The organism is Halopseudomonas xinjiangensis, assembly GCF_900104945.1.
GTDB lineage: Bacteria > Pseudomonadota > Gammaproteobacteria > Pseudomonadales > Pseudomonadaceae > Halopseudomonas > Halopseudomonas xinjiangensis.
On sequence record NZ_LT629736.1, the window covers coordinates 755,981 to 769,367 of the forward strand.

The following is a 13,387-nucleotide window of genomic DNA, read 5'->3' on the forward strand; positions in this document are numbered from 1 at the left end:
TAAACAATTGCAACAGATTATTCCGCAGGGCAATTGCTGCCATTCATTCGTTGAATGTCCCTCTGAGACAAAAGACTCGTCCTAATCGGACAAATGCTTCGGCGAAGCCGTGACAGACTAATCACCGATGCCAGAGCCATCCCAAGGCCTGGCACTCGTGATTCATTCCAACGGAGCAGCACAATGACAAAAAAAATGCATGCTTGGTCGCTCGCCGCATTGCCCCTGGCAATTGGTCTGGCCAGCTTCTCTGGTTCAGCAGCCGCAGTCACCTTCAACCTCGGCGAAGTCCGCGGCCAGTTCGATTCGCAACTGTCCATCGGCGCCAGTATGTCCACCCAAAGCGCGGACAAGCGCTTCATCCACTGGGGTACTTCGGTCGACGGCGTTCCTCAGAACGGCCAGGCTCTGGCTCGTACCTCGGATGATGGTCGCCTGAACTATGAAGCTGGCGATGTGTTCTCCAAGATCTTCCGCGGTGTTCATGATCTTGAGCTGAACTATGGCGATTCCGGTGCGTTCTTCCGTGGCAAATACTGGTACGACTTCGAAACCAAAGACGGCAGTCAGCGTTTCTATGACATCGATGACGACGGCCGCGATCCGTTGGTCAAAGGCTCCGGCGTCGAGCTGCTCGACGCATTCGTGTACCACAACTATTTCATCGGCAACAATCCGGGCAACGTACGCCTGGGTCGGCAGGTAGTCAGCTGGGGTGAAAGCACCTTCATCGGCAATTCGATCAACTCGATCAACCCCATCGACGTGGCCGCATTCCGTCGTCCGGGCGCCGAGATCAAGGAAGGCCTGCTCCCGGTCGAGATGCTGTATCTCTCTCAGGGCCTGACCGAAAACCTGAGCATGGAGGCGTTCTACCAGCTGAAGTGGCAGGAAACCGTTCTGGATAACTGCGGTACTTTCTTCGGCTCCGACACGCTGGCAACCGGTTGTAACGATCGCCTGGTTTACGCCGGTGTCGATTTGCCTCAGGGTGACCCTCGTCTGAACGGGCGCATCATTTCTCGCGCCATGAAGGACCAGCAGGCTAGTGACAGCGGTCAGTACGGCGTTGCGTTCCGCTGGTTCGTACCTGCGCTGAATGACACCGAATTCGGCCTGTACGCTATGAACTACCACAGCCGCACGCCGATCTACTCGAACATCGCTGGTACCTTTGCCGCTACCCAGAGCCCGGCGCAGCTTCAGCCAGGTCTCGGCGGCGTAGTCGGCGCTGCAGGCTATTTCTTCGAATATCCTGAAGATATCCGCCTGTACGGCATGAGCTTCCAGACCAGCATCGCTGGCACCTCGGTTGGTGGTGAAATCAGCTACCGCCCGAACATGCCCATGCAGATCAATACCGGCGACATGAGCCGTACCGCTCTGCTGGCTGCAGTCGGCATCCCGGGATCTGACAACACTCACCGCGGCCTGGAAGGGCAGGTGGCTCCTGGCGGCTACATCCAGGGTTACGAGCGCGAAGAGTTCTATCAGGCCCAGGTCACAGCCATCCACTTCATCGATCGCGTATTGGGTGCAAGCCGCCTGGCTATCGTTGGTGAAGCCGGTGTGAACTACATCAGCGGTATCGGTGAAATGCGCTACGGTCGCGATTCGCTGTTCGGTCAGAGCCCGTACAACGAAAACGATACCGGCGCAGCTGGTACTTGCGCGTCGCAGAGCGGCAACGATCCGTCGCGCTATCGCAACAGCTGGTGCGAAAACGAAGGTTTCTTCACAGACTGGTCGTACGGCTATCGCGTTCGCGCAGGTCTGGATTATTCCAACGTGTTCATGGGCGTCAACCTGTCGCCGAGCGTTACTTGGTCGCACGACATTGAGGGTAACAGCCCCAACTTCACCGAAGATGCCAAGGCAATCAGCCTGGGTCTGAACGCTGACTACGCGAACAAGTACAGCGCGTCGCTCAGCTACACTGACTTCTTTGATGGCAAGTACAACACCTCGGTTGACCGTGACTTCGCGTCGCTCAGCTTCAGTGTGACTTTCTAAGACTGGCAGAATTAGGAGAAACAATAATATGCGTATGCAAACAACTCTTTTGGGTGCAGGCGGTCTGGCGTTAAGCCTACTGGCATCCAGCGTTATGGCCCAGTCTTTGACCCAGGATGAAATCAACAAGCTGGGTAACGAATTGACTCCGATCGGTGCAGAGAAAGCGGGCAATGCTGACGGCACCATCCCTGAGTGGACTGGCGGCTTGTCGGAAGACGCCGGCCGGATGCTCGAGGATCACTTCTCTGAAAACCCCATGGACCAGGAACAGCCCGAGTTCACCATCACTGCTCAGAACTATCAGCAGTACAAGGACAAGCTGACTCCCGGTCAGGTCGCGATGTTCGAACGCTACCCGGAAACCTTCCGTATGCCGGTCTACCCGACCAAGCGTACTGTCGGTTACCCACAGGAAGTGTACGACCAGGTCAAGCGTACCGCTGGCGAAGCCAAGCTCGTCAACGGTGGCGACGGCATCTCCAACTTCGCGCACGGCACCTTCGCCTTCCCGATTCCAAAGTCGGGCGCCGAAGTGGTGTGGAACCACAACACTCGCTATCGCGTGAATATCAAGCGCTGGTACATGCAGGCCATGCCGCAAACCAACGGTTCTTACACGCTGATCAAGCTGGAAGAAGAAGTTGGTTATCCGCAGCTGATGCCCGATGTTGACGAGTCGCAGATCCCCAACACTCTGCTGTTCTTCAAGCAGCGCGTGAATGCTCCGTCGCGTCTGGCTGGTAACGTGCTGCTGGTACACGACACGCTGGATCAGTTGAAAGAGCCGCGCATGGCGTGGGTTTACAACGCCGGTCAGCGTCGTGTTCGTCGCGCTCCGCAGGTTGCATATGACGGTCCAGGTACTGCATCGGACGGCATGCGTACTTCCGACAACTTCTCCATGTACAACGGTGCACCTGACCGTTACGACTGGAAGCTGGTCGGCAAGAAGGAAGTCTACGTACCGTACAACAGCTACAAGATGACCGAGCAAGGCCTGAAATACGAAGACGTGCTCCAGGCTGGTCATATCAATCCGGAACACACCCGCTTCGAGCTGCACCGTGTGTGGGAAGTGCAGGGTAACGTCAAGCAGGGTCAACGTCACATTTACGCACAGCGTAACTTCTTCATGGACGAAGACTCCTGGATGATCAACCTGGCTGACCACTATGACGGTCGTGGCACCTTGTGGCGCGTAGGCGAAGGTCACCTGGCCTTCAACTACAAGCACAAGATCCCGGGTTACGCGATCGAGACCCTGTACGACCTGCTGGCTGGTCGCTACATCGCTCTCGGTATGTACACCGAGGAAGAGTCCGCACCGCAGTTCGACTTCCAGCCGAACTACAACCAGTTCACCCCGGCTGCACTCCGTGCTTCGGGCGTTCGTTAAGTAATAGTGTTGCTCGTTTAGTTTGGGATTTGAGGGGCGCTCCGGCGCCCCTTTTTTTATGCGTTTTTGCCTCGCCCACGGTAATCGGGCCGAGTCTGCGACCTCCTTGAAGTGGTGGAACGCGCAGGCAGCGAGTCGACCCGATCCATCCCGCAGTACCGCCGCTTCCCATTGTGAGAGGCACGACCCGCGGCGACCCCTGGGGCAAAGACAGACTCTTCCGCTCGGACTTGACTCGCCGAGATGCTAAACTTCGCTCATTCGAAATCCGGCACTTCCATCAGAGATCCTTCCCTTGTTTACCGACCTTCAGTTGCACGAACGCCTGCTCAAAGCCCTGACCGAACTCTCGTTCGACACGCCCACCCCGGTGCAGGAGCAGACCATCCCGCCGGCAATCGAAGGAAAGGATCTCTACGTTATCGCCCAAACCGGCAGCGGAAAGACCGCAGCCTACGTGTTACCGATCCTGCATCGTCTGCTCGAGGACGAAACCAGGTCGACCGGGCCGCGTGCATTGATTCTTTCTCCGACGCGCGAGCTCGCTCGGCAGATACTGCAGGATGTCCAGAACCTGGCGCGATTCACCTTTCTGAAAGCCGAACTCATCATCGGTGGGGAAGACTTCAAGGTTCAGGCGGCGAAGATGCGCAAGAACCCGGATGTGCTCATCGCCACGCCTGGACGCACGCTCGAGCATCTCGCAGCGGGCGTCAATATCGATCTCACCCAGATCCGTACGCTGGTCATTGACGAGGCCGACCGCATGCTGGACATGGGCTTCAGCGAAGACGTTCTGAAGATCGCCGAAGCCTGTCCCGGGGAGCGCCAGACCATGCTGTTCTCGGCCACCACCGGCAACGCCGGCCTGCGGCGTGTGATCGAGCAGGTGTTACGAGAGCCGCTGCGCCTGGAGCTCGACAGCGTACGAGACGATACCCCCGCGATCCGCCAGCAAGTCATTGCTTCGGATCACGATGCTCATAAGGAAGCGCAGCTGAAATGGCTGCTGGCCAATGAAAGCCCGGGCAAGGCGATCGTGTTTACCAACACGCGCGTTATGGCCGATCGACTGAACGGAGTGCTGCGGGCCGGTGACCAGTTTCGCGTGTACGTGTTGCACGGTGAGAAGGACCAGAAAGACCGCAAGGCAGCGATCGACCGGTTCAAGCAGGGGCAATCCGGGGTACTGGTCGCGACCGATGTCGCCGCGCGAGGGCTTGATATCAGCGAGCTGGATCTGGTCATCAACTTCGACATGCCACGCAGCGGCGATGATTACCTGCATCGCGTTGGTCGGACCGGGCGTGCGGGTGCGGAGGGCGTGGCGATATCGCTGGTAGCGCCGCACGAGTGGAACCTGATGTCCAGTATCGAGCGCTACCTGCGACGCAACTTCGAGCGCCGAATCCTCAAGGAAGTGGCAGGCAGCTTCAAAGGACCGAAGAAGGTGAAAGCGTCTGGCAAGCCAGTCGGGGCGAAGAAGAAAAGCGACGACAAGAAGGGCAGCAAGCCGAAGAAGCCCAAGTCAGCGAAACCCGCCAACAAGCGCAAACCAGCCGTGCCGAAAGGCGAAGTGAGCACCAGCTCCGACGGCCTCGCGCCGCCGAAGCGTAAGCAGCGGTAACCCCATCGCGGCGAGGACGCTGCTCCCAGCTGGGTTGATTTCGAATGTAGGAGCGCACCTGGGCGCGAAAGCGTGATGCGGGGGCGACACAACCAACCCCTTCGCGGTCATGCCCGCTCCTACAAGCAGCGCTCGCAGCGGCTAACCCCGCCGCGATGGCGCGCTCGCCGACCGGCGCGGCTGCCACTTTCCAAACCGTTCCCATAGCCATATCAACGCGAGACCGCAGGCGACGCCCATGGTATTGGCGTAAACGTCGTGAATGTCCGCGCTGCGTGTCGGATGGTAGGACTGCACCCATTCAACCGATATGCCTACAGCAAACATCAGCACAAACCTCGCCCACCAGCGCCACCTCGGATAGGCCAGATAGCTGAGCACCGTACAGCCGAACAGGCCGACCAGGTGGTAGCCGGTCGCCATCCAACTGAACGCGGTGGGGGGCGGGGTAGGGCGCATGCCGAGGAACATGCCGAAGGCAACGACCGAGATGAACAGAATCTGAAATGCGGGGCGGTAACGTACCCATTGCCGCATGATGGTAAACCACATAGATGCTCCGCGGTGGTGTGTCGGGCGAATGGTTGGTCTGGGACGTCTGGCCTGGCAACCAAACCCTTCGCGGTCATGCCCGCTCCTACAGGAAAACGGCCATCGCGTCGGACCTGCAATGTAGGAGCGGGCATGACCGCGAAAGCGTACCATCAGGCGCCGCCAATCTCCCGTCCAAAACTCTAACTCGACTCCGCGCGTAACCCATTCCAGCCGTTGCGCCGTTGCCACATGGCGATCGCGACCAACCCCATCACCACGCCAATCGTATTGGCGAAGAGATCATCAAGATCAGCCGAACGCGTCGGATGGAAATACTGCACGAACTCCACCGACAAACCAACGCCCGACATCATTCCGAACCGCAGCCACCAACGCCACCGCGGGAAGGCGAGGTAACTCAACAACGTGCAGACAAGCAGGCCAGCCATATGGAAGCTGGTCATCAACCACTGTCCGCTACCAAACGGCGGAGTAGGGCGCATGCCGAAAAACATGCCTAGCGCCACGACCGCGACGAACATAATCTGAAACGTACTGCGATGTTGTGCCCAGCGTTGCGTGACGCTTCGCCACATAAAAGCTCCGGAAGCGCGGCGTGGACCGCGTAAGAATATTGACTGCGTACTTTGACTCTGCAAGGGCCATGCCGCACAGCGAGTTGCACTGGTCAGCGGCATCAGCGGCAAGCGCCGGCCTGGCGTTAACGTCGGTTGGCGCGAACCCGTTTGTCTGCGAAAGAAGTCAGAGGTTGCATGAGAGGTACAACAAAGGCGAGAGACGAGCCGTATTGGTGCGGTGAGTTGCGACTGAGAAAGCGTGCAACATCATGCAGTACCAGCTCAGACCGCCAGGGACCCTCTCAAGCTACCAACCAGTACAAACAGCTCACCGCACCAAGCGGAAATGAGATCAGAACCAGCCCTGCAGCGAAGCTCTCCATGAACCGACCGAATATCAGTGCGATCGCCGCCGAACAGCCGATCAGCGCCACGATCGGAAACCACCAGTCAAAGATGAAGAATCCCCAGACGAGCAGGCCCAACGCGCATACCGGGGCCGCATAGCCGCCGAGAAAGGTGTACGCCGTGCTCAGGCGCGTATCCGGACGAGGCCTCGCATCCAGCACGCGGCGGGTCTTGGCGTAGGATTCAGCGCAGAGAATCAGAAATGATAACGCGATGAGATAGGCGATCATGGTGTGTTTACATTCCCTGTAGACGCTTTCACAAAGGCACGACGGCCCACACACTATATATTCGATTTTCGAATCAATTTGATATCAATTTGCCTTTCGAGACGAGGCGAGGCTATTTGACCAGCTGGTCAAATCCGGACTCGAAAATTTCGATATCGCGATCGCTCGTCACCTCGTACAGGCCATAGTAGCGAGCCAGTCGAGCACCGCCGTCGCGTGTCAGCGGATTCCAGACGATGGTCCCCCGGCTACGGGTCGAGCGGGCGAAGAAGGCATCAAACGGGAAGGTGAAGTACACGCCCTTGTCGAAGCTGCCTTCGCCGAACTGTTCAGCCGGCACGTCGGTCCGTGTCACCCAGGCGCCCACGGTCACACCATTGTCGAAGCGGCGTGACAGATCCAGGGTCGCGCCCAGATCCCCGGCGAGATAACGGCCGACGCTGCCCTTGGCCAGTACGTTGTGATAGCCGGTCTGCAGGTAACCGGTCACATGTCCGGTTACCACGGAATAGTCGCGGAAGCTGAAGTCCTGGGCAAAGCCGCGCTGGCGTACCCAGTTAACGTCCACGCCCACCGCCCACTTCTCGCCATGCGGGCGCAGCAACATTTCGCCGCCGACGCCGCCGAACATACTCTCGAGCAGCCCGCCATAGACCATGCCGTACCAGTCCCGGCGAACCTCTTCGGCATGGGTGAATTGCAGGTTCTCGATGACCACATCCGAGGTGGTCAGGTACTGGCGCAGGTTGGTGCGTACACGGGGCAGGTTGCTGGGTGCGTCATAGCGAAACTTGTCGAAGTTGTTGATCAGGTTCGCCGCTACGCTGCCATGCATCCAACTGTTGCGGGCGAAGCGGTACTCCGCGTCGGCGCGTGCCAGAAACTGGTACAGGATGAAGCCGTCCGGGCCGCCGATATTCTGGTTGTAGCCGAGCGACAAACCGGCATCGAAGCGATCCAGCGGTTGCTGATATAGCACGTCGGTGTCGACAATGCTTGGCTCTGCGGACACCACCGCGCGGCGCATGATCTGCGGATCGATGCGGTTGGCATCGAGATCACGCAAGCGCTCGGCGCGCAGGCTGGTCTCGCTTATGGTCACGCCGCGCGCGGTGTGCCGCAGCGTGTACCAGTCGTAAGTGCCGGCACCGGCTGCGTTGTCCAACACGCGGCTGGCGCGGCCAAGGCCCTTGGCAGTGCTGCGAAATCGGGTTTGCTCGGCGGTGATGATCAGCTCGCGATCACGCCTGGCAATCTGCTGCACATCCAGACCCGCGTTCTCCTCCAGGCGCTGGCTTACTGCATCCCAATCGACCGCCTGGCCGGACACGCCAGTCGGTGGCAAGCGCGCTTCGGGAGCCGGATCGAGCACCTTGGGTGTGCTTGCGTTGGACTTCAGGTTGGTACGAAAGGTAATCCCGAGCATGGCGGTATTGCCGCGCTCCCAGGCCGCATGCAGATCGATACCGCGGGTGACGGCGAACACCGCGCCGAGGTTGAGCGGCGAGTCCTGTTGCTGATCGTTATCCTGCGGCTCGCTCTGGTAGTCATTACCGTCCACCTCGAGCTTCAGGCGCAGGCGATTCCAGGGCGTTTGGTACTCGATACCGCCGAACACGCCCGGACGACCGCGAAAATAGTTGTCCTGGTTGAAGTCCCCGACCTGGTCTGCCGTGCGGCCGGGCCGGTCATCGAAGCTCTCGCCGAGTAACGAGAACGGGTTGCGAAAGTCCCCGCGATTGCCGATGTAACCCCAGGCCAGGCCCAGGCTGATATCCAGATCCAGAAAGCGCTTGTTCGCGACCACGTATTCGCTGGAAAACAGGCCGGTGCCGCCAATGTCGCGCATGCCGATGGCCACGTCCGGCGTCCAGTAGCTTTCTTCCCAGACGCGGGCCTTCACGTCGACGGCCTTGTCCTTGTAGCTCTGGTCACCGGCAATTTGCGGGCCGTACAGCCGGTTGGTGATCGCCATGTAGCGGATCGTGCCTTCCAGCCAGGGCAGCGGCTGCACCGAGACGCTATAGCGGCTGTACGGTGAGGTACGGTTGGCGTTGAAGCTGAACTCGCCCTCCGGTGCCATGCGCGCAGTAGGCGTCTGCAGCAGGCCGACGCCGCCGAAGTCGTGCTGCGTAGTGCGATAACGGTCCGCGACGCTAGCAGACGAGTAACCCAGGCCCGCGAGTAACGCCGGGACGAGCAGCGCAAGGCGGTACGGCACAGGCTTATTCAAAGCGACCCCCGAGCGAATACTGGGTAGCCAGCAGCGAGACGAAGTCCTCATTGAAGCTTGGCGACTCGCCAGCAAGGTGGCGCTCGCTCACCGGTACATACAGCACCGCGCCCACCGCCACCGCGGCAGGTTCGCGGTTCCACAGCGCTACGCCGCGACGCTGGGTCACGCCGTCCGGCTGAATCACATCCACGAAGCTCGGGTCGGCCAGCTCATGGGCCGGACACTGCTTCAGGTAATCGACCGGCTGCCAGACCGGGTCAAATGGCAGCACACAGTCTGCCTGCACCGCGCCGGTCACTCGTACCTGATTCGCCCTCTGCGGATACAGAATCCGATCGCCAGTCTCGAGCAACGCGTTGCGGTTCAATGCCAACTGCTGCAGCGGATCGAGCTGGGCGAGTACGCGTCCGGTAACCGGCATCCGCTGGACTGCAACCAGCAAGCGGTTAGCCAGCTCGACACCGGCCGGCTTGTTGTCGGCCAGCCAGTGCACCCGATTGCTATGCAAGTCGAAGAGCACTCCAGCCTTCAGCTTTTGCTGCGGCTCGATGGCTGAGCGGCGCAACAGGGCAGCGCCGAGGAACCAGGCATCGGCGCGTACCTGCCCGGCCACCGCAGCATCGTGCAGGCGGGCACCGTCGGGCAGGGCGTAGGAGCCCGGGCGCAATACCGCACCGTCAACGGCGATGCTCACTAGCGCGGCGTGGCTGGGTGTGGTGACTATCAGGGCGCAGGCGGTCGATATGGCTAGTGCGAGACGGCGCGGGGAGGTGGCGCCCATGCACATCGAGCCGCCCTCATCGCGGCAAGAACGCCGCTCCCACAGAAGCTGTCCCGGGAACAGCCGCTTCCACTGGATCATGCCTGGCAGCCGAGTCATGGCTGTGCCCCAGCGGGTATGGCTTCAGTCAGAAACAGTTCCGGCAGGCCCGGTGCGACATGCTGAGCGCTGGCTATGACCCGCCCATCGGCCGGGTCATACCAGTAGCGATTGTCGGCCTTGAAGCCGAGCGCTGGCATGCTCACGGCTTCGTCTACCCGTTGCAGTTCGACCTGCTGGCCCATGATTTCCAGCGTTTCGCTCGGGCCCAGGGAATAGGTAGCGTGCTGTGGAACGCCGGTCAGATAGCGTGCCGGGTAATCGACCAGCCGTGTGACGATGAGGCCATCAACTAGATTACGCAGGTCGCCGAGAAACGGATCATTCTCAGCCAGCGCAACGAGCACATCCGCTTCGGCGGGCAGCCCGGCGCTGTGCATCAACTTGCCGTTGCACGTGACCAAATGCTGATCGACGCCATGCCATTCGGCCACGGCCTGCTGGCGCGAGGCGAGCAGAAGCAACGCCTCGCTCTGGCCCAGGCGAGCCACCAGAGCAGGAACGGTGAGCTGATTGACGTGTTCAGTGGTGATCTGCGCTTGCGGACCGAGCACGGCGATGCGAATCGTCTCGTAGGACGTCGTGCCAAGCGAACTGCAGCCAGCCAGCCAGAGGGAAGCGGCGCAGCATGCAGCTGCGCGCGACAGGGTGTTCACCTACGCCTTCCTCAGTTAGCGCTGCGATCGCGCAGGTCTTCGTCGATGGTCAAGGTGGTACGGAAAATGTTGGCCGAGGGGAACAGCTGACTGATGAAGCGGTTCCAGCGGGTGATCTCCGCCGGGCCAACGAACACCACATCCTGCGGTTGCATCTCGAACTGATCGGCGAGGATGAAAGCGGTCGGCGAGCTGGCATTGAGCTGGAATACGGTGGCCTTCTGCGTTTCGAGGTCTTCTACGCCACGGATCACATACACTTCGCGGCCGCTGGCAGTCTCCTGCAGCGGCCCGCCGACCGTGGCAAGCACTTCGCTCAGTGTCATGCGGCTGGTGCTGTAAGGCAGAGGGCGCGGCGTACGCACCTCACCCATCACGAAAATCTTGCGCGAATCGTTCAGCGCCAGGTGCAGCTTGTCACCGGAGCGCAGGTAAATCTCGCCGATATTACTCGGGCGGTCGGTCAGGCGATCGTAATCGAGCGTGTAGGTCACGCCGTCGCGCACCAGGGTCAGGTTGGACAGGTCCGCACGGGCCTTATCGATGCCGGCCATACCCACCGCCTGCACCAGTGTCAGCGGTTCGGCAGTGATCGGCAGATAGCCACGGGTGTTGAACGCACCGCTGACGACGATCTTCTGGCTGTTGAAGCCGATCACGTTCACATCGACCTGCGGCTGCTCGATCACCCGCGCCAGGCGGTCGGCGACCAATTGACGGAGCTGCTCCAGCTCCAGGCCTTCAACCTGTACGTTGCCAAGAAACGGGTAATACAGCGTGCCGTCGCTGCGCACGACGCGGGAGTTGGCTTCCGCAGGCTGCTGCGGGCCGCCTGGCACAGTCAGCTCGGGGTGATCCCACACGGTGATGAACAGAGCATCGTTGGCGCCGATGCGGTAGTTCTCCGGCTGGTAGTCCAGCAGCACCTGGGGAATGTGCATGCGGGTATTTACCGCCTGCTCCTGGGCGATCACCTTGGGGGTGATCTGCACGATTTCCACCATGCTGTTATCCGCTGCATCGCGATCGATCAGGCTTTTCTTTTGCATATGCATGCCAGGAGCAAAGGCACACGCCTGTAACAACAACAGGGACGCGCCCAGCGCGGCGAACGGGAAACGAATCATGGCAGGAATCTTTTAATCGTGAGGCAAACGTGGGGGTATAGAGAAAGGCTACTGCAGCAAAAAGCCACTCGACACGACGTGCGAGTGGCTCGGTTCAGCTGATCAGTTGGTAGTGCCGGTCGTGCCAGTGGTACCAGTCGTGCCGGTGCCGCCCGAACCGCCGCCGCCAGCGGAAGCCGCAGCGGCCGCTGCGCCAGCTACTGCTGCGCCAACGGCAATGGCGCCTACGCTAAGCCCACCGACTGCGCCAGCTGTTGCACCAGCAGCAACGCCAGTGCCGGTACCTGCTGCTGCACCAGTGCCTGCCGAAGCGCCTGCAGTGGAACCGCTTGCACCAGCCGAACCTTCGGCGGCGACAGCCTGTTCAGCGGCATGAGCAAAACTGGAGGAAAGGATCAAGCCACTGGCGATCAAAGCGAGGAATTGCTGTTTCATTTACTCGGTTCCTTGTGAGCAGATATTGATGGAGCGATTATACGCAGTTACCAAAAACTGGGAACTATTTCAAAAAAAGATTGTCAGGCCGCGCTGTTTTTCGGGACACCATGAGTTGTATTTGTAGGAGCGCACCTGGGCGCGAAGAAGAATGCACGGACTCGTTCGCGCCCGGGTGCGCTCCTACATCAACCAACCCTGTGGGAGCAGCGTCCCCGCCGCGATAGGTTAATCCCCATACCCCTGCGGATTCTGCGACTGCCAGCGCCACGCATCAGCACACATGGCCCCCACGCCCAGCTCAGCGCGCCAACCCAGCTCCTGCTCGGCCAGCGACGCATCGGCATAACACAGCGCAACATCCCCAGGCCTGCGGTCCACCAGCTTGTAGGCAACGGGTTTGCCGGCTGCCTTCTCGAAAGCCTTGACCATATCCAGCACCGAATAACCGACACCGGTGCCCAGATTGAACGCTTGAATGCCCGGCTTACGCTCGACCCATTCCAGCGCCTTGACGTGACCGGCAGCCAGATCTACCACGTGGATGTAATCGCGCACGCCCGTGCCGTCATGCGTCGGGTAATCGCTGCCGAACACGTTCAAGTGTTCGCGACGGCCGACTGCCACCTGGGCGACGTAGGGCATCAGATTATTAGGAATGTCGGAAGGGTCTTCGCCGATCAAGCCACTTTCATGCGCCCCAACCGGATTGAAGTAACGCAGCAGGGCGATGTTCCAGTCGCTGTCGGCCACGTACAGATCGCCCAGCATCTCCTCGATCATCAGCTTCGAGCGACCATAAGGATTGGTCGCGGACAGCGGAAAATCCTCGCGAATCGGCACACTGACCGGGTCGCCATATACCGTGGCTGACGAGCTGAATACCATGTTCTTCACGCCGGCACGCTGCATGGCCTGGCACAGCACCACGGTGCCACTGACGTTGTTGTGGTAATAGCGCAGCGGCTGCGCAACGGATTCGCCAACAGCCTTGAGCCCGGCAAAGTGAATCACCGCCTGGATCACATGTTCGCTGAACAAACGGTCGAGCACTGCTGCGTCGTTGATGTCGCCCTGCACAAAGGTCACCGGCCGACCGGCCAGTTGCTCGACGCGGCGCAGCGCCTCGGGCGAGCTGTTGCTCAGGTTGTCGATCACCACCACCTGGTAACCGGCCTCGAGCAGCTTGATGCAGGTGTGGGTGCCAATGTAGCCGGCGCCCCCGGTGACCAGTATTGATTTATTCATGTAGTCGTTTGGATCC

Annotated in this window: 12 protein-coding genes; 3 read left to right on the forward strand and 9 right to left on the reverse strand. The window is 60.1% G+C overall.

The window, feature by feature from the left end; all coding sequences use genetic code 11:
- Positions 1-183 precede the first annotated feature (183 nt).
- The 3 genes from BLT85_RS03455 to BLT85_RS03465 all read left to right on the forward strand — a co-directional run bounded on the left by BLT85_RS03455 (position 184) and on the right by BLT85_RS03465 (position 5,039).
- Positions 184-2,013, forward strand: a complete 1,830-nt coding sequence (locus BLT85_RS03455) for a DUF1302 domain-containing protein (protein ID WP_093391838.1) — start codon at positions 184-186, stop codon at positions 2,011-2,013.
- 34 nt (positions 2,014-2,047) lie between these two features.
- Complete coding sequence (locus BLT85_RS03460) at positions 2,048-3,412, forward strand: DUF1329 domain-containing protein (protein ID WP_093397354.1); 1,365 nt, start codon at positions 2,048-2,050, stop codon at positions 3,410-3,412.
- A 295-nt stretch (positions 3,413-3,707) separates the two neighbouring features.
- Positions 3,708-5,039 (forward strand): DEAD/DEAH box helicase, encoded by a 1,332-nt coding sequence (locus tag BLT85_RS03465; RefSeq protein ID WP_093391839.1) that lies wholly within the window; start codon positions 3,708-3,710, stop codon positions 5,037-5,039.
- Between the two features lie 141 nt (positions 5,040-5,180).
- Here BLT85_RS03465 and BLT85_RS03470 read toward each other — a convergent pair whose 3' ends face one another.
- The 9 genes from BLT85_RS03470 to galE form a co-directional block, all read right to left on the reverse strand.
- Positions 5,181-5,591, reverse strand: a complete 411-nt coding sequence (locus BLT85_RS03470; protein ID WP_157718111.1) for a VanZ family protein — start codon at positions 5,589-5,591, stop codon at positions 5,181-5,183.
- A gap of 182 nt (positions 5,592-5,773) precedes the next feature.
- Entirely contained in the window at positions 5,774-6,169 is a 396-nt protein-coding gene (locus BLT85_RS03475; protein ID WP_157718112.1) for a VanZ family protein, read from the reverse strand.
- 284 nt (positions 6,170-6,453) lie between these two features.
- Positions 6,454-6,789, reverse strand: a complete 336-nt coding sequence (locus tag BLT85_RS03480; protein ID WP_093391842.1) for a hypothetical protein — start codon at positions 6,787-6,789, stop codon at positions 6,454-6,456.
- Between the two features lie 112 nt (positions 6,790-6,901).
- Entirely contained in the window at positions 6,902-8,965 is a 2,064-nt protein-coding gene (locus BLT85_RS03485; RefSeq protein WP_231701574.1) for a YjbH domain-containing protein, read from the reverse strand.
- Between the two features lie 49 nt (positions 8,966-9,014).
- Complete coding sequence (locus BLT85_RS03490; protein WP_093391844.1) at positions 9,015-9,905, reverse strand: capsule biosynthesis GfcC family protein; 891 nt, start codon at positions 9,903-9,905, stop codon at positions 9,015-9,017.
- The gene (locus BLT85_RS03495) at positions 9,902-10,561 is read right to left on the reverse strand and encodes a YjbF family lipoprotein (RefSeq protein ID WP_093391845.1); all 660 of its coding nucleotides are present in this window, start codon (positions 10,559-10,561) and stop codon (positions 9,902-9,904) included. The genes BLT85_RS03490 and BLT85_RS03495 overlap by 4 nt, the downstream gene beginning before the upstream one ends.
- Positions 10,562-10,572: 11 nt before the next feature.
- Positions 10,573-11,688 (reverse strand): polysaccharide biosynthesis/export family protein, encoded by a 1,116-nt coding sequence (locus tag BLT85_RS03500; protein ID WP_093391846.1) that lies wholly within the window; start codon positions 11,686-11,688, stop codon positions 10,573-10,575.
- Between the two features lie 102 nt (positions 11,689-11,790).
- Entirely contained in the window at positions 11,791-12,123 is a 333-nt protein-coding gene (locus tag BLT85_RS03505; protein ID WP_093391847.1) for a hypothetical protein, read from the reverse strand.
- Positions 12,124-12,351: 228 nt separating this feature from the next.
- Positions 12,352-13,371 carry a UDP-glucose 4-epimerase GalE gene (gene galE, locus BLT85_RS03510; RefSeq protein WP_093391848.1) on the reverse strand — a complete coding sequence of 340 codons (1,020 nt, stop codon included), beginning with the start codon at positions 13,369-13,371 and terminating at the stop codon, positions 12,352-12,354.
- Between the last annotated feature and the right edge of the window lie 16 nt (positions 13,372-13,387).

What these genes read in the sequence shown, in the direction of transcription:
- BLT85_RS03480 (WP_093391842.1), bottom strand. Translation starts at nt 6,789, where the DNA reads ATGATCGCCTATCTCATCGCGTTATCATTTCTGATTCTCTGCGCTGAA.
- galE (WP_093391848.1), bottom strand. Translation starts at nt 13,371, where the DNA reads ATGAATAAATCAATACTGGTCACCGGGGGCGCCGGCTACATTGGCACC.
- BLT85_RS03500 (WP_093391846.1), bottom strand. Translation starts at nt 11,688, where the DNA reads ATGATTCGTTTCCCGTTCGCCGCGCTGGGCGCGTCCCTGTTGTTGTTA.
- BLT85_RS03490 (WP_093391844.1), bottom strand. Translation starts at nt 9,905, where the DNA reads ATGACTCGGCTGCCAGGCATGATCCAGTGGAAGCGGCTGTTCCCGGGA.
- BLT85_RS03455 (WP_093391838.1), top strand. Translation starts at nt 184, where the DNA reads ATGACAAAAAAAATGCATGCTTGGTCGCTCGCCGCATTGCCCCTGGCA.
- BLT85_RS03470 (WP_157718111.1), bottom strand. Translation starts at nt 5,591, where the DNA reads ATGTGGTTTACCATCATGCGGCAATGGGTACGTTACCGCCCCGCATTT.
- BLT85_RS03475 (WP_157718112.1), bottom strand. Translation starts at nt 6,169, where the DNA reads ATGTGGCGAAGCGTCACGCAACGCTGGGCACAACATCGCAGTACGTTT.
- BLT85_RS03505 (WP_093391847.1), bottom strand. Translation starts at nt 12,123, where the DNA reads ATGAAACAGCAATTCCTCGCTTTGATCGCCAGTGGCTTGATCCTTTCC.
- BLT85_RS03460 (WP_093397354.1), top strand. Translation starts at nt 2,048, where the DNA reads ATGCAAACAACTCTTTTGGGTGCAGGCGGTCTGGCGTTAAGCCTACTG.